General features: G+C 70.5%; 19 protein-coding genes. 7 read left to right on the top strand and 12 right to left on the bottom strand.

All coding sequences use genetic code 11. The annotated features are described in order from the left end of the window. Nucleotides 1-133: 133 nt before the first annotated feature. Entirely contained in the window at nucleotides 134-2,092 is a 1,959-nt protein-coding gene (locus OHA99_RS15635) for an AMP-dependent synthetase/ligase (protein ID WP_405696218.1), read from the top strand. 9 nt (nucleotides 2,093-2,101) lie between these two features. On the opposite strand, the gene OHA99_RS15630 is transcribed toward OHA99_RS15635, so the two are convergent. Then, nucleotides 2,102-2,746: a methyltransferase domain-containing protein gene (locus OHA99_RS15630; RefSeq protein WP_366473075.1), complete on the bottom strand. Its 645-nt coding sequence runs from the start codon at nucleotides 2,744-2,746 to the stop codon at nucleotides 2,102-2,104. 153 nt (nucleotides 2,747-2,899) lie between these two features. After that, nucleotides 2,900-3,103 carry a cold-shock protein gene (locus OHA99_RS15625; protein ID WP_003992177.1) on the bottom strand — a complete coding sequence of 68 codons (204 nt, stop codon included), beginning with the start codon at nucleotides 3,101-3,103 and terminating at the stop codon, nucleotides 2,900-2,902. 293 nt (nucleotides 3,104-3,396) lie between these two features. Between OHA99_RS15625 and OHA99_RS15620 the strand changes: the two genes are divergently transcribed. Further along, nucleotides 3,397-4,245, top strand: coding sequence for a menaquinone biosynthetic enzyme MqnA/MqnD family protein (locus OHA99_RS15620; RefSeq protein WP_007443802.1), 849 nt, complete (start codon nucleotides 3,397-3,399; stop codon nucleotides 4,243-4,245). Nucleotides 4,246-4,320: 75 nt separating this feature from the next. After that, on the top strand, nucleotides 4,321-6,060 hold the full coding sequence (locus tag OHA99_RS15615) for a serine/threonine-protein kinase (protein WP_405696215.1): 1,740 nt from the start codon (nucleotides 4,321-4,323) through the stop codon (nucleotides 6,058-6,060). 83 nt (nucleotides 6,061-6,143) lie between these two features. Here the strand turns inward: OHA99_RS15615 and OHA99_RS15610 are convergent, their stop codons facing one another. Beyond that, nucleotides 6,144-10,721, bottom strand: coding sequence for an FtsK/SpoIIIE domain-containing protein (locus OHA99_RS15610; protein ID WP_405696214.1), 4,578 nt, complete (start codon nucleotides 10,719-10,721; stop codon nucleotides 6,144-6,146). Between the two features lie 287 nt (nucleotides 10,722-11,008). Between OHA99_RS15610 and OHA99_RS15605 the strand changes: the two genes are divergently transcribed. After that, nucleotides 11,009-11,311: a WXG100 family type VII secretion target gene (locus OHA99_RS15605; protein ID WP_030145321.1), complete on the top strand. Its 303-nt coding sequence runs from the start codon at nucleotides 11,009-11,011 to the stop codon at nucleotides 11,309-11,311. A gap of 280 nt (nucleotides 11,312-11,591) precedes the next feature. Here OHA99_RS15605 and OHA99_RS15600 read toward each other — a convergent pair whose 3' ends face one another. The 6 genes from OHA99_RS15600 to OHA99_RS15575 form a co-directional block, all read right to left on the bottom strand. After that, nucleotides 11,592-12,359, bottom strand: a complete 768-nt coding sequence (locus OHA99_RS15600; protein WP_366473078.1) for a hypothetical protein — start codon at nucleotides 12,357-12,359, stop codon at nucleotides 11,592-11,594. Between the two features lie 125 nt (nucleotides 12,360-12,484). Further along, on the bottom strand, nucleotides 12,485-13,216 hold the full coding sequence (locus tag OHA99_RS15595) for a hypothetical protein (protein WP_153178489.1): 732 nt from the start codon (nucleotides 13,214-13,216) through the stop codon (nucleotides 12,485-12,487). Nucleotides 13,217-13,232: 16 nt separating this feature from the next. Beyond that, complete coding sequence (locus OHA99_RS15590; protein WP_366473080.1) at nucleotides 13,233-13,646, bottom strand: hypothetical protein; 414 nt, start codon at nucleotides 13,644-13,646, stop codon at nucleotides 13,233-13,235. 64 nt (nucleotides 13,647-13,710) lie between these two features. Continuing rightward, nucleotides 13,711-14,313 carry a hypothetical protein gene (locus OHA99_RS15585; RefSeq protein ID WP_153178487.1) on the bottom strand — a complete coding sequence of 201 codons (603 nt, stop codon included), beginning with the start codon at nucleotides 14,311-14,313 and terminating at the stop codon, nucleotides 13,711-13,713. A gap of 61 nt (nucleotides 14,314-14,374) precedes the next feature. Then, entirely contained in the window at nucleotides 14,375-15,112 is a 738-nt protein-coding gene (locus OHA99_RS15580; RefSeq protein ID WP_405696212.1) for a hypothetical protein, read from the bottom strand. Then, on the bottom strand, nucleotides 15,109-16,458 hold the full coding sequence (locus OHA99_RS15575; RefSeq protein ID WP_366473083.1) for a putative T7SS-secreted protein: 1,350 nt from the start codon (nucleotides 16,456-16,458) through the stop codon (nucleotides 15,109-15,111). The genes OHA99_RS15580 and OHA99_RS15575 overlap by 4 nt, the downstream gene beginning before the upstream one ends. A 104-nt stretch (nucleotides 16,459-16,562) precedes the next feature. Here OHA99_RS15575 and OHA99_RS15570 point away from each other — a divergent pair, with 104 nt between their 5' ends. Continuing rightward, nucleotides 16,563-17,159 carry a hypothetical protein gene (locus OHA99_RS15570; RefSeq protein WP_153178485.1) on the top strand — a complete coding sequence of 199 codons (597 nt, stop codon included), beginning with the start codon at nucleotides 16,563-16,565 and terminating at the stop codon, nucleotides 17,157-17,159. Nucleotides 17,160-17,163: 4 nt separating this feature from the next. Here OHA99_RS15570 and OHA99_RS15565 read toward each other — a convergent pair whose 3' ends face one another. The 3 genes from OHA99_RS15565 to OHA99_RS15555 are packed head-to-tail and all read right to left on the bottom strand — an operon-like array spanning nucleotide 17,164 to nucleotide 19,239. Continuing rightward, a complete protein-coding gene (locus OHA99_RS15565) occupies nucleotides 17,164-17,469 on the bottom strand; it encodes a hypothetical protein (RefSeq protein WP_007443848.1) in 306 nt (101 codons plus the stop codon). A gap of 22 nt (nucleotides 17,470-17,491) precedes the next feature. Continuing rightward, entirely contained in the window at nucleotides 17,492-18,577 is a 1,086-nt protein-coding gene (locus OHA99_RS15560) for a hypothetical protein (protein WP_165685149.1), read from the bottom strand. Continuing rightward, a complete protein-coding gene (locus tag OHA99_RS15555; RefSeq protein WP_194279962.1) occupies nucleotides 18,568-19,239 on the bottom strand; it encodes a hypothetical protein in 672 nt (223 codons plus the stop codon). The genes OHA99_RS15560 and OHA99_RS15555 overlap by 10 nt, the downstream gene beginning before the upstream one ends. Before the next feature lie 140 nt (nucleotides 19,240-19,379). Here OHA99_RS15555 and OHA99_RS15550 point away from each other — a divergent pair, with 140 nt between their 5' ends. Together OHA99_RS15550 and OHA99_RS15545 are read left to right on the top strand one after the other, a co-directional pair. Beyond that, a complete protein-coding gene (locus OHA99_RS15550; RefSeq protein WP_153178483.1) occupies nucleotides 19,380-20,012 on the top strand; it encodes a hypothetical protein in 633 nt (210 codons plus the stop codon). After that, nucleotides 20,005-20,589: a hypothetical protein gene (locus OHA99_RS15545; RefSeq protein WP_405696208.1), complete on the top strand. Its 585-nt coding sequence runs from the start codon at nucleotides 20,005-20,007 to the stop codon at nucleotides 20,587-20,589. The genes OHA99_RS15550 and OHA99_RS15545 overlap by 8 nt, the downstream gene beginning before the upstream one ends. The last annotated feature ends 28 nt before the right edge of the window (nucleotides 20,590-20,617 follow it).

Genomic DNA, 20,617 nt, shown 5'->3' with positions numbered 1-20,617 from the left:
CGATGAACGCCTCGGCGCGCGAGGCACGTACGTCATGCAGCAGAGCAGCGACCGCGGAAGCGGCGACCGCGGAGGCGGAAAGCGACCGCGGAAGCTGTAGCAGTGTCTTTGCCGCACGTCCCAGGAGCCGCCCGTGTCCACCCCGCTTCCGTCCTTCGCAGCGTCCGCCGCCTACGCCGACTCGCCCGGCCCCACCCTGGTGGCGCCCGAGACGCGGATGCTGGACGGGGCCGTACGGGAGGCGTACGTACCGCCGTTCGCGCCCCCGGTGCGCCGCGGCTCCCTCGCCGACCTGCCCTTCGACAACGCGGCGGCGGTACCGGGCCAGGTGGTGCTCAGCCGCAGGTCGCCGGAGGGCGACTGGTCCGACGTCACGGCGGCCGAGTTCGCCGGGCAGGTGCTGGCGGTGGCCAAGGGCATGATCGCGGAGGGGCTGACGCCGGGCGACCGCATCGCGATCATGGCGCGCACGACGTACGAGTGGACGCTGCTCGACTTCGCCGCGTGGGCCGCCGGCCTCGTCACCGTCCCGATCTACCCGACCTCCTCCCTCTTCCAGACCCGCTGGATCCTCCAGGACTCCGGCGCCGTCACCCTGGTCACCGAGACCACCGCACAGGCCGCCGCCCTCGGCCCCGAGCTGGACCGCATGCCGGACCTGGGGCACCTGTGGGTCATGGAGAAGGGGCACGTGGAGCGGCTCGCGGAGCTGGGCGCGCGGGTGCCCGACGCGGAGGTCGAGGTGCGCCGCGGCATGCTGAGCCCGAGCACCCTGGCCACCCTGATCTACACCTCGGGGACCACCGGCCGCCCCAAGGGCTGCGCGCTCACCCACGGCAACTTCTTCGCCGAGGTCGACAACGCCATCGAGCTGCTCTACCCCGTCTTCAAGGCCGAGACCGGCGAGGAACCCTCGATCCTGCTCTTCCTGCCGATGTCCCACGTCTTCGGCCGCATGGTCGCCGTGGCCTGCGTCCGCGCCCGGGTCCGCCTCGGCCACGCGCCGAGCCTGAAGGCCCAGGACCTGCTGCCCGACCTGGCGGCCTTCCGCCCGACCTGCCTGCTGACCATCCCGTACATGCTGGAGAAGGTCTTCAACAGCGCCCGCGCCAAGGCGGAGTCCGGCGGCCGGGCCGCGGCCTTCGACCGCGCGGTCTCGGTGGCGGTGCGCTACGGCGAGGCCAAGGAGGCCCACCAGACCGGCACCGGCGGCGGCCCCGGCCGCGGTCTGAAGACCGCCCGCTCCTTCTACGACCCCCTCGTCTACCGGAAGATCCGCAATGCCATGGGCGGCCGGGTCAAGTACGCCATCTGCGGCGGCTCCCCGCTCGGCCGCCGCCTGGCCGCCTTCTACGCCGGGGCCGGCATCGAGATCTTCGAGGGCTACGGCCTCACCGAGACCACCGCCGCGGCCACCGTCACACCCCCGCTCAAGCCGCGCCTGGGCACCGTCGGCTGGCCGCTGCCCGGCACCCGCATCCGCATCGCCGCCGACGGCGAGATCCTGATCGCCGGCGATCAGGTCCTGCACGGCTACTGGGACCCGCAGGCCGGCGGCGTCGTCCAGGCCGCCCCCGACGGCTGGTTCGCCACCGGTGACCTCGGCAGCCTGGACGACGAGGGCTATCTGACGATCACCGGCCGCAAGAAGGAGCTGCTGATCACCGCGGGCGGCAAGAGCGTCGCGCCGGCCCCGCTGGAGAACTGGCTGCGCTCCCACCCCCTGATCTCCCAGTGCATCGTGCTGGGCGACCGCCGCCCCTACGTCTCCGCCCTGTTCACCCTCGACCCCGACGGCCTCACCCACTGGCGCCGCATGAACGGCAAGCACCCGGTGCCGCCGGAGCTGCTGGTGGACGACGAGGAGGTCCACGTGGTGCTCCAGCGCGCCGTCGACGAGGCCAACAAGCTGGTCTCCCGCCCGGAGTCCATCCGCCGCTTCGCGATCCTGCCCAGGGACTTCACCGAGTGGGACGGGCATCTGACCCCCTCCATGAAGCTGCGCCGCGACGCGATCATGCGGGACTTCGCGGGGGCGGTGGAGGCGCTGTACGACGGGCAGGACGGCTCGGGGCTCAGCAGCGGGCGGTGAGGCAGCGGCTCAGCGGCGGGCGATGAGGCAGGCCTGCGGGACCTGGGCGGACGTGTCCGCCTCCTGCACGCGCACCGTCCGCGACAGCACGGTGAACCCGGCCTTCTCCAGCAGCCCGGCCATCGGTTCCGGCTGCCGCCGTTCGAAGTCCAGGGCGACCGGGTGGCCCCACGGCCGATCGTGGTGGCGGGGCTCGTCGCCGACCTGGAAACCGAGCAGCAGATGCCCGCCCGGGGCCAGCACGCGCCGCACCTCCGCGAAGAGGTCCGGCAGCCGCTCCCACGGCGTGTGGATCGACGAGTACCAGGAGACGGCCCCCGCGAGGGCACCGTCGGGCAGGTCGAGGTCCAGCATGGACCCCTGCTCGAACCGCAGCCCGGGGTTCTCCCGGCGGGCGATGGCGAGCATGGAGTCGGACAGGTCGAGGCCGAAGACCCGCAGCCCCAGCGAGGCGAGGTGCGCGGTGACCAGGCCGGGCCCGCAGCCGAGGTCGGCCACCTGCCCCTCCGGCCCCACCAGCTCGGCGAAGGCGCCCATCAGCGCCCGGTCCAGCGGGGCGTCGTCCAGCGCGGTGCGGAAGCGGGCGTGGTAGTCCTCGGCGACGGCGTCGTAGAAGGTCCGGGTGGTGGCCACGAAGGCGGGGTCGGCGGTCATGGGGGGACTCTAGGGGCAGCCACCGACAGCCGGTACGGGCGAGGAACGGGCGAGGTACGGGCGGAGAATTCACGGAGAATTCAGAAGAGCCGACAAAAGGGCAGGAGCCCCGTCGCCGAAAACGGCGCGGGGCTCCTTGGGTACTGCTGTCAATCAGACAGGAGTGACATTCTCCGCCTGCGGACCCTTGGGGCCCTGCGTGACGTCGAAGGACACCTGCTGGTTCTCCTCGAGGGAGCGGAAGCCGCTCGCGTTGATCGCGGAGTAGTGGACGAAGACGTCGGGGCCGCCGCCTTCCTGGGCGATGAATCCAAAGCCCTTTTCGGCGTTGAACCACTTCACGGTTCCGGTAGCCATAAGCCCTCCTTGGGCCCAAAGGGTTGCCCTGCTCCAGAACCCAGCAAGTGTGAAGACTTTGAATGCCGCACAACTGCATACGTCTGAGAACGACGAGAGCCCGCGGTCACATGCTCCGCAGGCTCTGTACTGCAAGGGAAACCAAACTGCAACTTGCTGTGAGCCTAGCACGCAGGCCCCCCGGCGCAACAGAGGTCAAGATCACTTCACCCGAACGTTTGAACACCTGCGCCGTTCGGCTGACGCCGGGGGTCGGCGGAGGGCGGATCCCGGGGGAGGGCTAGCCTCGCGATGTGGACAATTCTCGCACCCGGCCGCGCGTCGGCCACATCCAGTTCCTGAACTGCCTGCCCCTCTACTGGGGGCTCGCGAGAACAGGCACGCTCCTCGACTTCGAGCTCACGAAGGACACCCCGGAGAAGCTCAGCGAGCAGCTGGTGCGCGGCGATCTCGACATCGGTCCCGTCACCCTGGTCGAATTCCTCAAGAACGCCGACGATCTCGTCGCCCTCCCCGACATCGCCGTCGGCTGCGACGGCCCGGTGATGTCGTGCGTGATCGTCTCGCAGGTCCCGCTGGACCGCCTCGACGGTGCCCGGGTCGCCCTGGGCTCGACCTCGCGCACCTCCGTGCGGCTCGCCCAGCTCCTGCTGGCGGAACGGTTCGGCGTCCAGCCGGAGTACTACACCTGCCCGCCGGACCTGAGCCTGATGATGCAGGAGGCCGACGCGGCCGTCCTCATCGGGGACGCGGCCCTGCGCGCCAACATGATCGACGGCCCGCGCTACGGCCTCGACGTGCACGACCTGGGCGCCCTGTGGAAGGAGTGGACGGGCCTGCCGTTCGTCTTCGCGGTCTGGGCGGCGCGGCGGGACTACGTGGAGCGTGAGCCGGTCATCGCCCGCAAGGTGCACGAGGCCTTCCTCGCCTCCCGCGACCTCTCTCTGGACGAGGTGGAGAAGGTCGCCGAGCAGGCCGCCCGCTGGGAGGCCTTCGACGAGGACACCCTCGCGAAGTACTTCACCACCCTCGACTTCCGCTTCGGCGCCCCGCAGCTGGAGGCGGTCACCGAGTTCGCCCGCCGCGTCGGCCCCACCACGGGCTTCCCGGCGGACGTGAAGGTGGAGCTGCTCAAGCCCTGACACGACCGGGGCGCCGCCGCGGGCGGCCCACTACCCTGCTGACAGGTGTCGGCGTACGGGGGAGGGGTGGACGCCATGCGGCCGCTCGATGACGACGAACCCACCGTCGTGGGTCCCTACCGGCTGCTCGGCCGGCTGGGCTCCGGCGGCATGGGCCGGGTCTACCTGGGCCGCAGCGCCGGGGGCCGCACGGTCGCGGTGAAGATCGTGCACCCGCACTTCGCGCTGGACGAGGAGTTCCGGGCCCGCTTCCGGCGCGAGGTGGACGCCGCGCGCCGGGTCGGCGGTGCCTGGACCGCGCCCGTACTGGACGCGGACCCCGGGGCGCGCGTGCCGTGGGTCGCCACGGCGTACGCGGCCGGTCCGTCCCTGACCGCGGCCGTCGCGGACGGCGGCCCGCTGCCCGCCCACTCGGTACGGGCGCTCGGCGCGGGCCTCGCCGAGGCGCTGGCGGCCGTGCACGGCCTGGGCCTCGTCCACCGCGACGTGAAGCCGTCCAACGTGCTCCTCACCCTCGACGGCCCCCTCCTGATCGACTTCGGCATCGCCCGCGCCACGGACGGCACCGCCTCCCTGACCTCGACCGGTGTGTCCATCGGCTCCCCCGGCTACATGTCCCCCGAGCAGATCCTCGGCAAGGGCGTGACCGGCGCGGCGGACGTCTTCTCGCTGGGCGCCGTGCTGGCGTACGCGACGACGGGGCAGCCGCCCTTCCCCGGGGACTCCTCGGCCGCGCTGCTCTACAAGGTCGTCCACGAGGAGCCGAGCCTCGACGGCCTGGACGACGGGGAGCTGCGCGAGCTGGTCGCCTCCTGCCTGGCGAAGGACCCGGCCTCCCGTCCGGCCCCCGCCGAGGTGGCCCGGCGCCTGGCCCCCGAGGGCGCGGCCCGCCTGGTGACCGGCGGCTGGCTGCCGGGACCGCTGGTGGAGCGGGTCAGCCGCAGCGCCGTACAGCTGCTCAATCTGGAGGCGGCGGAGTCGGGTCCCGGGGCGCCGGGTCCGGGGGCCTCGGGGCCCGTGGGGTTCAGCCGGCCCTCGGTGACGTCGGCCGGGGCGGACGCTGCCCCGGGACCGGAGGGCGTGGCGGACGCTCCCCAGGGGCCGGAGGGCGTGGCGGTGCCCGTGACCGCCGGTGCCTTCGGCCCCCCGCCGGTGATGCCGGCGCCCGCGCCGCCCGCGTCCTCCTCCTTCCCCGGCCCGAGGAACCCCGGGCCGGGCGACGATCCGGCCCCGGCACACCACCCGGGCCGGCTCGCCCTCTCCGTCGCGGCGACCTCCACGCAGGGCGCGGGCGGACGGGGCCGGCGGCTCAGCTGCACCGTGGCACTGGCGGTGGCGGGCGCGCTGGCGGCGGTGACGGTCGGGTCGGCGTTCGTCCTGGACCTGCTGCCGGGCTCGGGCAAGGACGCGAACAACGCGGGCGGCGACGAGGCCACCCACGAGCCCCCCGCCGCCACCGCCGGCACCCTGCCCCAGCGCTACGTCGGCACCTGGGAGGGCCAGGCCGCCGCCCTGGACGGCAAGCTGCCGCTGGGCACCTTCCGGATCACCATCAAGCAGGCGAAGGTCGGCGAGCAACTGGGCAGACTCCGCCAGACCGACGCACTGGGCGGCGTCTGCGTCGACGTGATCACGCTCAAGAAGGTCACGGAGAAGCAGCTCGTCGCCGGGTCGGTCGGCGCGAAGGGCAACCACGACGGCTGCAACCCCGCGCCCACCACCGTCACCTTCACCCCGGTCGGCGACGACCTCGACTACGCGTCGAAGAGCGAGGAGTCGGGGCGGCCGGAGGCACGGCTGTCGAAGGTCGGGTAGCGGGGCGGGCCGGACGGGCAGGCGGTGGGGGTGGTGGGGGTGGTGGGGTGGGGCGAGGGTCCCGCCCCACCACCCCCACCGCCTCAGCCCGGCACCACGACCGTGCGCAGCTCTCCGTCCCCGAGGTGCAGCATGCCCTTGCCCGGCGTGACCTGGCCGCCGACCATCTGGCGCGAGACGCGCAGCCCGATCAGATCGCCGCTGGAGGACTCCTGCGGGGAGAGCAGGATGCCGCGGCGGGCCTTCTTGGCGTCGACCTGCCAGCCGGAGAAGCCGCTGCACACGTCCTCCTCGTCACCGGCGATGACGAGGGCGAGGCCGCGTTCGGCGCCCCGGGAGACGATCTTCTTCATCTGGCTCTCGGCGTCGCAGTCCTCGAGGATCTCGCCGTCGTCGACGAGGACGGCGATGGGCTCCTCCGGGCTCGCCCCGTCGATCAGCTCCTCGAACTCGTCCTCGTCGATGTCGTCCCCGGTGAAGACCTTCAGCACGCCCTCCGCGCCGTCCAGTTGACGCACCGGCGACTGGCGGGGCGCCGCCACGACCAGGCGGGTGCCCTGGGCGAGGAGCGACTGGGCGACGTTCATCAGCACCGTGGAGCGGCCCGACTTGGCCGGTCCCGCGATGACGAAGGACGGCACGCCGTCGGCGAGGTCGGGGCCGAAGCCGACGATCTCGTCGCCGCCGATGCCGATCAGCGCCCAGAGCTTCGAGCGGGACGCCTCCGGGTCGCGCATCTCCCAGGCCTCCGGGAAGGAGATCCGGCTGGGCAGGCTGTCGACGCGGAACGGGCGCCGGGCGCGCGGGACGTCGGCGTCGCGGGCGGTGGCGGCCTCGCCGATCGCGGTGATCGCCGCGGCCTGGCCCTGGCCCGTGGTGTCCTCCGAGAGCAGCGCGAACTGCGTCTCCGTACCGGCCTCGTTGCGGAAGGCGCGGCCCGGCGGGATCTCCTCGGGCACCTTGCGGGCCGGGATGCCGAGCGAGGCGAAGTCGCTGCGGTCGGCCAGGCGCAGACCGTACTTGTCCTCGGTGAGGGTCGCGATGCGGCCCACGAGCAGCGTGCGGTCGCCGGTCAGGACCAGGTGGATGCCGACGCTGGCGCCCTCGCGCATCATCGTCTGCAACTCGTCGGTCAGCGACCCGTGGTCGACCTCGCCGAGGGTGGGCACCCAGCCCTCCCAGCGGTCCAGCAGGACGACGATGTGCGGCAGCCGCTCACCCTCCTCCACCGAGGCCCGCTGCTCACCGATGTCCGCGAACCCCGAGTCGGCCAGCAGGTCCTGACGGCGCGACAGCTCGCCCTTGAGCCGGTTGACGAGCCGTACGACCCGCTCGGTCTGGTTGCGGCCCACGACCGCGCCGCAGTGCGGCAGCCGGGTCAGCGCGTTGAGGGCACCGTTGCCGCAGTCGATGCCGTACAGGTGGACGTCGGCGGTGGAGTGGGTGCGGGCCAGCGAGCCCGCGATGGTGCGCAGCACCTGGGAACGGCCGCTGCGCGGGGCACCGCCGATCATCAGGTGCCCGAAGCTCGCGAAGTCGACGACGACCGGGCGGCGGGCCTGGTCGGAGGGCAGGTCCTCGATGCCGTACGGGGCGGGCGGCAGCTTGCCCGGGGCGGCACCGGCGAGGACCGGGGCCTCGATCTCGTCCAGCAGCAGCGTCTCGTCCAGCGCGGGCAGCCAGGGGCTGTGCTGGGCCGGGATGCCCATCGACCGGTTGGCGTCGCGCACCGCGTCCACCAGCACCTTGAGGTCGGTGACCTCGTCGTCCTCGCGGGACTCGGTCTTCGGCTTGGTCAGCGCCGCCCGGCCCAGCTCCTCCCAGCCCAGCGGCCCGACCCAGGGCGCGAGCGCGGCGGGATCGGCGGCACCGGGCCGACGGCCACCGACGCGCCCCGACTGGAAGGGCACGAGGGAGGAGTGTCCGAGGCGCACGTAGGCGCGGCCCGGGGTGTTCTTGGAGATGTGCCCGGCCTCGGGCGAGTCGATGACGTCCGACGACTCGCCGCCGTCCGTCACGCGCAGGGCGATCCGGAGGTTGGTGTTGGCGCGGATCTCGGGGGAGACCACACCGCTGGGCCGCTGGGTGGCGAGCAGCAGGTGGATGCCGAGCGAACGCCCTCGCTGGGCGATGTTGACGAGCCCGGTCACGAAGTCGGGCAGGTCGCGCACCATGGAGGCGAACTCGTCGATGACGATGAGCAGCCGGGGCACCGGAGCGTGCGAGGGATCGCGCCTGACGAGGTCCTGGTAGTCCTCGATGTCCTTGGCGTCGGCGGCGGCGAGGATGTGCTCGCGCCGCTTCAGCTCGGCCCCCAGGGACTCCAGGGCACGCTCGACCAGGTGCGCGTCGAGGTCGGTCACCATGCCGACGGTGTGCGGCAGCTTGACGCAGTCCTTGAACGCGGAGCCGCCCTTGTAGTCGACGAGGACGAAGGTCATGTTCTCGGGCGTGTTCGCGACGGCGAGAGCCGCCACGATGGTCTGGAGCAGCTCGGACTTGCCGGAACCGGTCGTACCGGCGATGAGGCCGTGCGGTCCGTCCTTGCGCATGTCGATGCCGAAGGGGCCGTCGTACGACTCGCCGATGACGGCCATCGTCGACTGGCCGCCCATCCGCCACCGCGCGCCGATCGCGTCGGCCGTCGGCGGCTCCAGCTGGAGCACGTCGAGCAGCCGGCTCGCCCCGGGCAGCGCGGAGTCCTCGGTCTCGCCGCTGATGTCCCGCAGCGCGGACAGCGACCGCGCCAGCCGCAGACACCAGGCGGGCGTGACGAAGTCGGGCCGTACGCCGGTGATCCGCTCGACCCCCGCCTCCTCGACCCGCAGCCTGAGCTTCTCGGCACGGGCCCGCTGCTCGGGCTCGGCCGGAGCGTTGGTGTGCCACGCCTGGAAGGACGGGAAGCCCCCCGCGACCTGCTGCGCCGGCTGCGCCTCCGCGTCCCGCCGCTGCCGCCCGCTCTCCTCGGTGCCGGGCTCGGCGACGACGAACGCCTGGCACTCACCGGGCAGGAACCGCTCCTCGGCGTCAATGCACACGGCGAACATCGACACGGCCGGCCCTTCGCGCAGCAGCCGTACGACTCCGGGCAACGACCGCAGCCGTCGCGAGCCGTCCCACACCACCACGATGTCAGGATCGGCGAAACTGGACCCCTGCGCGCCGCTGCCCTTCTGCTCCGCGGCCTTCTTGCGGGCGTCGAGGATCTGCGTCAGCTCGCCGATGCGGGCGCCGACGGTCTCGGCGTCGGTACCGATCAGGACGTTGACGTCCTGCCCGCCGGAGGGCCGGGAATGCGGCAGCCACCGCACCCAGTCCCATTCGCTCCGGGCGGAGTTCTCGCTCAGCACGTAGAACTGCACGTCCATCGGGCTGTGCAGCGCGGCGGTCTGCGCCACCGCCCACCGTCCCAGCGACCGGGCCGAGTCCCCGGGCCCCGCGATGCCGACGACCCCGAGGGTGCGCAGCGACAGCGCGACGGGAGCGTCCTCGATCTTCCAGGTGACCTGGCGCCGGTGGTCGTCCTGCTCGGGGTCGTCGAGCACGACCTCGGAGGGCAGCTGCCCGGTCCCCACCCGCAGCAGCAGGTGATCACGGTCGGTGCGCCGCCGCTCCCACAGCCGGGTCCGGGGCCCGGTCGCCACGGACAGCACGACCGCCGGATCGGGAATGGCCTGCCGCCGGTCGTCCCGCTCGGCGACCAGCGCGTCCTGCGCGTCCTTCTCGATCCGCGCCTTCTGCTCCTCGTACTCCTTGACCTGCTTGGCGTGGGACTTGCGCCCGTGCTTCTTGTCGTTGAAGTAGTTGGCGAACAGGAGGATCGGGCTGAGCCCGGCCATGATCAGGTAGTACCAGCGCCCGAACACCATCACGGCGACGACGGCACCGACGAGCGGCGTCAACGCCATCAGCCAGGGCAGCGGCCGGGCCTCGTAGTCGCGGGGCGGCGAGGGCAGCCGGAAGTTGGTCTGCCGCTCGGCCGGACGGAGCCGGGGCGGCCGGTTGTAGTCCAGTCCCACCCCGTCCTCGGACCACTTGAGCGCGGCGTTGGGCGGCGCGTACCGGGCGAGCTCGACGAGAGAGTTCCCGATCGCTATCTGCGCCCCGAGCGGCCAGTCGTCGCCGTCCCGCTCCTTGACGGACTCCCCGTCGAGGGTGACGCCGTCCTTGTCACCGTGCACGGCGACCCTGCAGGTCCCGTCGGTGGCGACGGAGAGGGTGAGGGCACGGGCGTCGACCTCGGGGTCCTCGATCCGGACATACGCGGCCGGCCCGCTCCCGATGTCGTACTTCCCCACTCCGAGCCGGTGCACGAACCCGGCCCCCGGCCCGCCCACGACCCGCAACTCCACGAGCCCGGTGGGCTCACCGGGCAGGCACCCGGACGGGTCCTGGAGACTGACGACCGCGCCCTCGCGCAACGGCGACCCGATGACCGTGGCGGACGGGTCGACGGCGTACCCGTCGACGTAGACGAGCGGCGCACCGCCGGCTCCCGCCTGGCCCTGATGCCCGATGGGGATGACCTGCGCGCCCGCGACCCCGACCTGCTTGGCCAGCTCCTCGGCGATGTCCCCGACGGTGGACTCGGGATCGGCGTCGAGCACGACGTCGGCGGTGCCACCGCCGTACGGATCGACGACGGTCAGGGTCAGTCGCACGCGTGTCCTCCCCAGGCGAGCCCCTGCGGCCGCTTCCACACCACGGCTCACAGTCCAGGCGACGATATCCGCTGGGTGTCGCGGTCCGGCAACAGGGCGGTGACCGGACGTTCCCGTTGGCAACGCAGGGATGTGACACCACTGGCCTCCCCCGTAAGCTGCTGCCTCAAGAGCGGACGATCACACCGGTCGTGACATACGACCGGCGTCACCGGTGCTCCGGTTCGGTCCGCAAACGAAGGAGCCACGGGGGTTGGCCCTGCGGCGTTGTGAGAGGAAGCGGCTTCATGGCCAAAGACCTTGACATCACATATCAGGACATGCGGGATGCCGCCAAGCATGTCGTGAAGGAGAAGGAAAAGCTCCAGGAGAAGCTCGACGGCCTCCGCAAGTACATCGCGAACCTGGTCGAGTCGGGCTACGTCACGAAGTCCTCCTCCAAGGCCTTCGACGACAACTTCGACGAGTTCACCCGCGGCGCCAAGGACACCCTCGACGGCCTCGACGGCATGGGCGACTACCTCACCACGGCCGCCGACAAGTTCGAGCAGATCGACGAGGAACTGGCGAAGCAGGCGCGGAGCAAGTAGCGGCTCCTGGACGCCCGGCGCACCGGCACAAGCCTGCACGCCGGGCGTTCCGTCAGGGTGGAGGCGGTGCCGGAGGGGAGCGTCAGGACCAGCCGCTGATCGGTGTGGACCGCCACGAGCCACAACAACCCGAGCGCGACCGCCAGACCGGGAAGGACACAGCGGCCGGCGAGTCCGGAGAGCACGGCGCCGTCGAGGATGGCCAGGAGGCTCACGCTCGTGTAGCAGAGCGGGGTGGAGTGGCGCCGTTCCAGGCGGTCGAGCCACGCGGGCCCCGCCATCAGCGGGTGATGATGCTGGGCCAGGTCTTCTCCTCCGAGACTCTCGCCCGGGCTTCTCGCAGTGCCCACGCATAGTGCCGCAGCCCTTTGGCCACGCCCCAGAGACCGACTGCGGCAATCGCGATGCCCGCCCCAGCCACGGCCACCTGGGCGCAAGTACCGCCATTCTCCTGGCCGAGATCCCCCGTCAGGGCAACGAGGACCAGGATGCTCCCGGCCAGTAGCGGGGCGACGGGCGCCATCATCCACATAAGCGACTTGCCGGACAGGAACACCAGGTACCGGCGTCCGTCCAGTGGAACGGTGTTCTTCCAGGATTGCCCCGCCCGCATCAGGTCCCATGTCGAGGCGAGGGGCTGCGGGATGTTCCCGGCAGGCAGCGCGCGGGCCGGGGGCAGGCGGTCGAGCGCGGTCCATGCCTCCAGCAGCCGATGCGCTGCGCGGCCTCGTCGTACCACGCGCCTGAATGCCGCGGCGGCCACTCCCCCCACCAGGAGCGAGACGGCCACGAGCACGACGGTCACGAGCAGGTCCGCACCTTCGGGATCGTCCAAGTCGAGGTACCACCCGAGACCCACCCACGCGAAGCACCAGCCTCCCGCAACCACCGCCGTGGCCAGCCAGGACCACAGCAGGTTCCGCAGCGCCATACTGTGCGGGGCCAGGACGTCTGCCGCGGCGGACCGAGCGGTGAGGAGCGCGGCCCGGTCGTACCAGACCAGGGTCCGCGGGTCGGGTGGCAGGTCGTGCGGGATTCCATGGCTCATGACGACGCACCGTCCTCGGCGGGTTCCGGCTGTTCGAGAAGGGTCGACTTCCCGGCGATGAGGGCCACGATGCTCGCCATGGACAGCACCTGCTCGGCGTCCAGAAAGGTCCCCACGACCATGAGTCAGGGTCGGCCGTCGTGGGGCCCGCTGAACGATCCGGGGCCGGGCTGCGGATATGGCTGGCCCGGGTTGGTCGACGGCGGGTACGGAGGCGGCATGGGGGGATGGCGACGGCCTCCCCTTCGGAAGGCGACTGTCACGCCGGTGACGAGAACGACTGCTGAGATCCCCGCAGCGAGATCGGTGGCGACGGTGTTGGGGGCGGATCGCCGTGGCCGGACCTCTCCCTCCGGGTCCTCCAGCACGCTGAGAGTAGCCCCCCGGGAGAGATCCGCGCAGTCGTCCAGAAGATGGGGAACGGCTGTCCCATCGTCCGTGCGTCGCAGTTCACACACCGTGTCGCGTCTGGGGCGTTCAGTGATCTGGACCACTGTCACCTCGGTCCAGCGTCCCCGTGCCTCCAGTACGTCGTTGCTGTGCCCGTTCCAGGAGAGGAGCGTCAGTGCGGTCGCGGATACGGCGTACAGGAGCGTCAGGTACCAGGCCCGGCCGAAGTAGTTGACCTCGGTGAGCAGGGCCAGAAGGGCCAGCGCGACAACGAAGAGCAGAACGTAGGCAGGCCACGCGTTCGCAGGAACGAGCAGGAGCAGCAGACGTAGTGCGAACGGCAGCGCACAGGCGACGAGGGCGAGAGCGAAGCCTGTCCTGGTCAGGGCGGCGCGTGACAGGCCTGGTGCACGTTCCGTGAGCCCCTTGCTCAGGGAGTGTGCCACGAAAGAGGCGTTCACATTCATGAGTGCTCCCCCAGAGTCACGTTTCCGACTCTGTTTCATCTGTATCCGGGACGTCATCGACGAATGTCGAATTGCCCCCTATCACTGCGACGACTCCGGCGAGGGGCACCACTTGTTCGGGGTCCAGGCAATTTCCCACGACCAGTAGACCGTGGTCGCCTCCGGGCGGGCATGAAAGTGACACGGCGAGTCCGATGCGGCCCACCGATGCATCCGCCCCCGACTGTGCCTCCTCCGTGGGGAACAGGGTGAGGTCTCCCTCCGGAGACATGACTGGCTGCGAGATGATGCCCAAGCCGAGGCCCATTTGTGTCGGGTAGGACTCCGTGTAGGCTGCGCGCCCCTCCAACTCCTCTCCCAATAGCCGGACGGCAACCTCGCCCAGGTCGAGGTCTGCCTGCACGGTGGGCACATCCACCACTGCGGCCATGATCTGCCAAACTGCCGGACCGCCGCTCCGTCGGGCGAGGCACCTCGCGCGGCTCTCCGCAGCGCTAGGGGAGTGAGGGGTTCGGGGGCCAGTCGACTCCGGAGTCCCGGAGTACGCGACTGTATTTCGCGTACCGGCGTCGCGCGATGACGAGGCCCGTCAGCCACAGTGCGGCGAAGAACAGCCAGACGGCGCCGCACACGAGCAGCGACTGGGCACTGAAGCCGGTCTGAGAGAGGGGGATGAGCATGGCCACGAGGAGGACAAGGAGAGCGGTCAGCCCTCGCCGCCGGTGGGTGCGGCTGTAGTCGACCACGATGCGGGCGTGCAGGAGATCGACCTCTTGCTGCACCTCGGGCAGTGGCCGCAACCGGCTGCCCCCGGGGCGCATGCCGGGCAGCGGTCCGCCCTCCGGCGCGGCGGGGTAGTGCTGCGCGCTCCACGCCGCCCGCTCCGGTGCATCCGGCAGCCGGCGGAAAGCGAAGTATGGGTTCGGGCTCCCTGTGGGGGAGAGTGGGGACAGCCCGTTGTACCGGTACCCGTACTGCTCGGCGACGTAGGCGAAGGCGGCGAATCTGCGCCACGAGCGTTGGAGGTTGCGGGCCTCGTGCTGCTGCAGGCTCTGCGCGCCGTCCCTCAGCAAAGCTGCGAGCTGTGACCTCAGCACCGCGGCCCTCCCGGACGAGGGCATCGCGTGGTGGCGCACGGCGACATGAGGGGGCGTGTGCTCATCCCGCGTCCTCGGGCGGCTCGCCGAATGCGAGGGTGCGGCCGATGTGCGCCAGGCGTGCGCTGTAGGAGTCCAGCAGGAACACGGACGGCGTGGAAATGGTGACGTACACGCAGTAGCTGTGGGGTGCGGGGACGATCAGCTGCAGGGCCGCCATCGGAAGGGGCGGTACGGCGATCCCGGCCTCGATGGGGGGCAGCCGCAGCGTGCGCAGGGACGTCGACATCACCCCCGGCCCGCACGGGAGCTTCGTGGCGAGCACCATGTCCTGCGGACCCTGCAGGCCTTCTCCCGACGGGAGGCTGATCCCTTCCAGGCGCTCCTCGGCGACGTTGGAGAAGAACTTCTTGGCGGTCGCCTGGTAGATGCCCTCAGCGGTGAAGAGGCGCTGAACGGGGCTGTGCCCGCTCGGGCGGACGGTGACCGCGAGCAGGCCCATGGACAGGCGCTCACCGCCGTCCACCTCCTCGGTGCCGACGCACATGGCGGTGAGGAGCACGTTCTCCCTGGCGCTCAGCAGGGGCAGCTGGCGGCGAAGTCCCTCGCTGGCGGCGTCCTGTGCCTCCGTGTCCGCTCCTGGCAGCAGTTCCGCCATGGCCTCGCGCCAGCCGTCGGACTCCGTCGGTTCCGGAAGCCTGACGAACTCGTCGGGCACGTCGTGGTGGAAGGCGTAGTGAAAGGGAGCGGTTGTGCTGCGCTCGACGTCTTCGGTCGGGCCGTGGGAGACCGCGCTCATGCGGCCGTACCCATCTGCGAGGGGTCGAGGTGCTTGGTGAAGGTGCTGCCCGAGGAGCTGAGGGCGGTCTGCGTGTCGAAGGTGGGAGACGTCGGCCCGGGTGCCATGGCCTCGCCTTCGTCGGTGGGCCCGAAGTAGTCCATGAACGGTCCGACGACCGGGATGTCACCGATCTTGAATTCGCCGTCCGTCCAACGTCCCTGGTCCCACGTGCCGTTGTGCATGTTGGAGCCGATCGCCAGCGCGGCACCGCTCCAGGTCGCCGCCTTGTCCACGGCAGTACCGGCGGCGACGAACGACCAGCCCTTGCCGGCCATGCCCAGTCCCCGTGCGGAGTTGGCGACGCCGCTGGGAAGTCCGCGCAGGCCGTTGAGGATGTTGCCGAACCGGACGTTGCCGAGAGCCTTCATGAAGCCGGAGGACAGCCGCAGCTCCCGGCCGGCGTTGACCAGGGCGCGGCCGGACTGGGCGAGCCGGGCTCCCGCCAGGCTGAGCCCACCGGCGAACACACCGACGGCGTCCCAGGCGATGGTCTCCCAGGTCACGTCGGCCCCGCCGGCCTTGGCGGCGAGGTGAAAGGCGAGCGCGAGCCCCGCGATGATGAACGCGGCCACCCCGAGGCCGGAGAAGAAGATCGCCAGGACGCCCACGACCATGGCGATGTCCGCCAGGATGTCGCCGATCAGCTTCCAGAAGTTCGGGTCCGTGATGGTGTCCCAGGCGTCCGAGAGCAGGTCGCCCACCGCGTCCAGCGCCTCCTCGAACCAGCCCGGCTCGGGGGGTGCGTCGTCGGCGGCGCCCTTGACCCGACGCGTGATGTCCGCCGCGGCCTGCCCGTGCTCGCCCTGGAGCGTGTGCGCCCGGCTGCGGATCGCGGACAGTTCGCCGGTGGCGGTCTCCAGGGACTTCTTCTTCGCCTTGGACTCCTTCTCGTGCTTCTTCTCGTCGTCGTCCGACAGCCCCGCGGTGGACGTAGGCAGCAGGTCCACCGCGTTCTGGGCGGAGTTGACCTTACGAGCCGCTTCCGCCGCCTCTTCCTCCAGCTTCCGTGCCCTGGACTGGAATCCGTCCAGCTGTGTTTCCCAGCTGGAGAGAGCCCGGTGAGCGGTGTCCAGTGATCCCAGGGCCTTCTTCAGATACGGGGGAACAGGTGAGTAGGTGTCCTGGAACGCCGTGGCGGCCTTGCCCGCCCATATGCCGTCCGCGGTTCCCATCTTGCTCAGCTCCGTCTGGGCCGTGTCACTGCCGCTGGTGACACGACCCACCGCCTTCACCAGATCCCGGACAGCCTCAAGATCGCCGGGCGTTGGATCGAACCCCAGATTCGGGTATTTTTCGGAACTCATCGGACTTCTCCCCGTGCTTTTGTGCTGCCTGAGCCGGTAAGTTACCAGCGGCGCCCGTGTGTCACGATGGGGCCGCCCCCGTACGAGCCGAGGAGGAGGCGGTCATGGACGAACGGCATCTCCTGAACGAGCTGATGAAAGCCGTCACGGAGGAGGCGCGCGAGTTCACGGTAAGACCACATTTCCCCGGCCTGAAGAAGTTCGCGGCCTTCGCGTACGTCGCCGAGAGATTCGGGTATCGCTACGTCGGACACGCACCCGGAAACGCGGCCCTGAACAATCCGTTCTTTCTGTTCGTCCGCATGTCCGACGCTCGGGAACGGGCCGCCGCACTCCAGGCCGACCAGCAGCAGGCTTCGGGCAGGAGGCCGCTGCCAGGCATGCGGCCGGGGCTCGGTCTCACCCCGGTCCCGGAAGCACGGCCCCAGGTGGAACTGCTCTACTCGCAGATGGTGGTTGACGCGAGCGGCCGGTACAACCCGCGCGTGCTGAGCAACATCCTCATTCTTCCCGTCGTCATGGCGATCTTCCTCATCTTTCCCGGATACACGGTGAGGAACGTCCTCGTCGCGGTGGGTATCTGGCTCGCCTTCTTCGCGTTCTACCTCGTCGGTCTCGGCGTGACGCGGCGGCGGAGGCGTACGCATCTCAACCGGCTCGCCGCGGCAGGTGTGGAGTGGCCTCCGCGTATCGACGCGTGAGCGGTCACTTCTTGGCTTTTGCCGCTGACTTCTTCAGTTCGTCGTAGAGCGCCTGGTCCATCTTGAGGAATTCCTCGGACGCCTTGTTGGCGTACTTGGAGACACCCTTCGTGAGCTTGGACAGCTGCCCGAAGCCGTAGTCCCAGGAATCGGCGAAGTCGTCGCAGGCCGACTGGAGTTCGGAGTGGCCCACCTGGCTGGAGTCGGCCCGCTTCATTTCCTGCGATGCCTCTTTCATGCGGCCCCCGCTGTTCTCGAGGGTCTTCGCCATCTCCTTGACATCGTCGGAGAAGAACTTGAGGAAGGACATATGCGCCTGCTCCGTCTGGTGGTCAGCGGTTGACTGTCTGGATTTCCTGGACCGTGACGGCCTGTGCGTTCTCGAAGGTGCCGTCCGGCAGGTCGCCGCCCGCGTCGCCGGTGCCGGTCCAGGCGATGTCCCAGGTGATGGTGGCCTGGAGGTTGAAGGTGCCGTCTCCGGAGGAGCGGAGGTACGTGATGCCGCAGGGCGGCGTCTGGTCGGCCTTGCCCTTGGCGTAGGGCTCGCCGATGGAGCCGTCGTCGTCGAACCCGCACTCGCCGGAGGCCGGGTACGTCTCGGCGTCCGGGGTGCCCGGCTCCAGCTTGAGCGACACCGGTTTGGCGGTGGTGGTGGCCGTGAGGGCGAAGCCGGGGACGTTGATGGACGCCGTGGCCCGGACCTCCTGGAAGTCGGTCTTGTCGAGCCAGGCCCAGGTCGGCAGGTTCACCTTCGTGGTCTGGGCCGGGGCGAGGGTGACCTCGGTGCCGGGGAGCTCCATGTGCTGGTAGGCGAGGGCGGCGAGTATCTCCGGAGTGATGGCCCGCTCGTACCGGGGCGGCGGAGCCTCGCCGTTGTCGACCCAGAAGGGGAGCTCGGTGCAGGAGCTGCGCTTGAGGATGTCGGGTTCGTCGGGATTCTCGACGCCGGCCCAGAACATGCCCTCGCCGTCCTTGGCCACGTTGTAGTCCTCGTACCCGGGGTGGTCCTCCCAGCCGAACCCGTCCTCGTAGTGGGCCTTCGTCTGGCCGATCGCCGCTCCGGGTGTTCCTGCCATGCCGGGTGCGCTCGCCGCCTCCTTGATGTTGGCGGACATCTCCTTCTTGAAGTCCTTGGCACCGAGGTAGGGGGCGTACCAGCAGGGGGGCGGGGACCAGTTGACGTCGGCGGACGTCACGTTCCCGGTGCCGCCGTTCGGGGCGACGGAACCGGAGTACTCGATGCGTACGGCGGCGTGGATGCCGGTTTCGTCGGTGCCGCCTGTCTGCTCCGTTTCGGCGCCCTTGTCGGACCCGACCGGTTTCCCTGCGTAGGCAGGAGCAGTGAGAACGAGAGCACTGATGGCAAACGTCAGCGTCGCGATGCTGAGGGTCGTGTGACGTGGTGACCTCACTGGCACTTTGTCGCCTTCGTCTCGACGAATACCTTGGATGCTTGCCACAGACCTTCAGTCGTCGGGTACTTGACCATGATGATTTTGTAGTAGTCGAAGTCTTCGATGCTGGGATCGGTTGTCAGGACCTTGTTGGTCTTGATCTCTTTGCCGTAGAACCTGCTCGAGTCGGCGCAGAAGGCCACCTCCACGGATGTGCCGTTCTCGGCTGACCGAGTGGTGACGTCGTAGTGGCGCAAAGTGCCGGTGGCGGTCCAGCCGCCGTCGATCCATGCCTTGATCTGCGTTTGCGCGTACTTCAGACCGCCGCCGGTGGCGTATGCGGCCACGGCGGCATCCTTGGCCGTGCGCTTGTCGACGCCTCGGTAGATGGCGCGGAAGAAGTTGGCCGCGTCGTCCATCGCGGCCGCTTCGTTCTTGTCCTTCGGCTTGTCCCAGTCGAAGACCAGGTTCATGTCCTTGGGGAGCGACACGTCGACGCCGTCCGGCTTGTCCTCTGCCGGTGTCGCCGAGGGCTTCGGCGATTCCTTCGGCGTCCCCGTTCCCTGGTCGGCCCCCGCGATCTTGTCGTTGTCGCTGGACTTGTCGTCCCCGCCCCCGCAGGCCGTCAGCAGCAGGGCTGCTGAGGCGGCGAGCGCGGCAGCAACGGGCAAAGAGCGGCGCTTCACAGTGGACTCCCCGTGAGACAGATGAGCGGTCGAGGCTACTGACGGTATCTGCGTGCTTCCCGGTTTCGCCAGAGTGAACTGCTTCGGGGGTCGCTACGGTGCTCTGGCACGCGAGGGGCCAGTGAGGGGCGAGGAGACACGTGGCGGATGTCATATCCCGGAACAGGGCGGCCCGTTCCGACGTGGTGCGGTGGCTGGTGTTCAGCCTGCTGTGCGCCGGGGGTTCGCTGGGGCTGTCCTGGCTGGGCCCCGTCGTGCCGATGCCGCACGTACTGCGGGTGGTGGGAGGCCTGCTCGCGATGTTGATCCTGCCCCTGGCGTCGCTCCTGGTTCCGGTGCTCCTGCTGCGACGCGTGCCGCGCAAGAAGCGGAAGGTGGCCTGGCAGCTGATCGTGCCGTTGATCGCCGGAGTGGCCATGGGCATCTTCGGAACGGCCGCCGGGGACGCGGCCGCCCTGGCGGACCGGGGTGTGCCGGCCGACGCGGTGGTCGTCAGCGCGGACTACAGCAGTACCAATCACTGCGAATTGCGCACCGTCGACGGACAGGACATCTCCCCGTCGCTTCCGGAAAGCGACGGCTGCTTGGACTCGACGTCGAAAGGCGACGAGCTGCGGGTGCGGTACGACCCCGAGGGCGTCGCGAGTCCCGACGACGGGCGCACCGGCTCCAACGGAGTTCTCCTGGCGACGCTCTTCGGGCTGGCCGTCGTGATGGGCACGTGGGGCGGCGTGCGGCAGAGCAGGTGGGATCGGGCGTACGGCGATGCCTGAGCGGCCGACGGCCGGGGCGACGGAGGGCAACGCCCGGTTCCGGGTGCGGGACGGTGTCGGATTCGTGCTGTTCGTCGTGGTCGGGGCGGCGGTGCTCGTCGGTCTGTTCGGAGGGTCGCGGTGGGCCGCACGCGAGAGCGCGCCCGTGCTGTACGAGCTGCCCGGAGGGTCCTGGAGCCTTGGGGGTGCTCTGGGTCTGGTCACGCTCCTCGGGTGGGGCGGTGCCGTGTCGGGGAGGCTCGGGAGCCCTGCCGCGAACGGCTCCGGGAAGGCGTCCGGTGTCATCCCGCGCAGCGTCGCCCGCGGGGCGTGCTGGGCGGCTGCCCTCGCGCCGGTCTTCTTCCTGCTCAGCGGAGTGCGGGGCAGGAACTGCCGGTCGTACGAGGAGGGTTGTGCGTACGTTCCCGGCACCGGCCCCACGCTCCTCGTGTACGTCGGTTGCGTGGCCGTCGTGGGATGGCTCACCCACCGCTGGCGCCGCGCCGTGCTCGAAGAGCGCCGTGCGCGGGTGCGTGCACGCCTGCGGAAGCTGCGCAGGAAGGGCAAGGGAAAGAGCCGCCCGGCCCGACAGCGGTAGGCGTGTCCTGTGGCCCCGAGCCGGGGGT

Origin of the sequence: Streptomyces coelicoflavus (assembly GCF_045041415.1) — a bacterium.
Lineage (GTDB): Bacteria > Actinomycetota > Actinomycetes > Streptomycetales > Streptomycetaceae > Streptomyces > Streptomyces coelicoflavus.
Note: the sequence above shows the minus strand (reverse complement) of the source record. Positions and strands in the feature narration are given on the sequence as shown.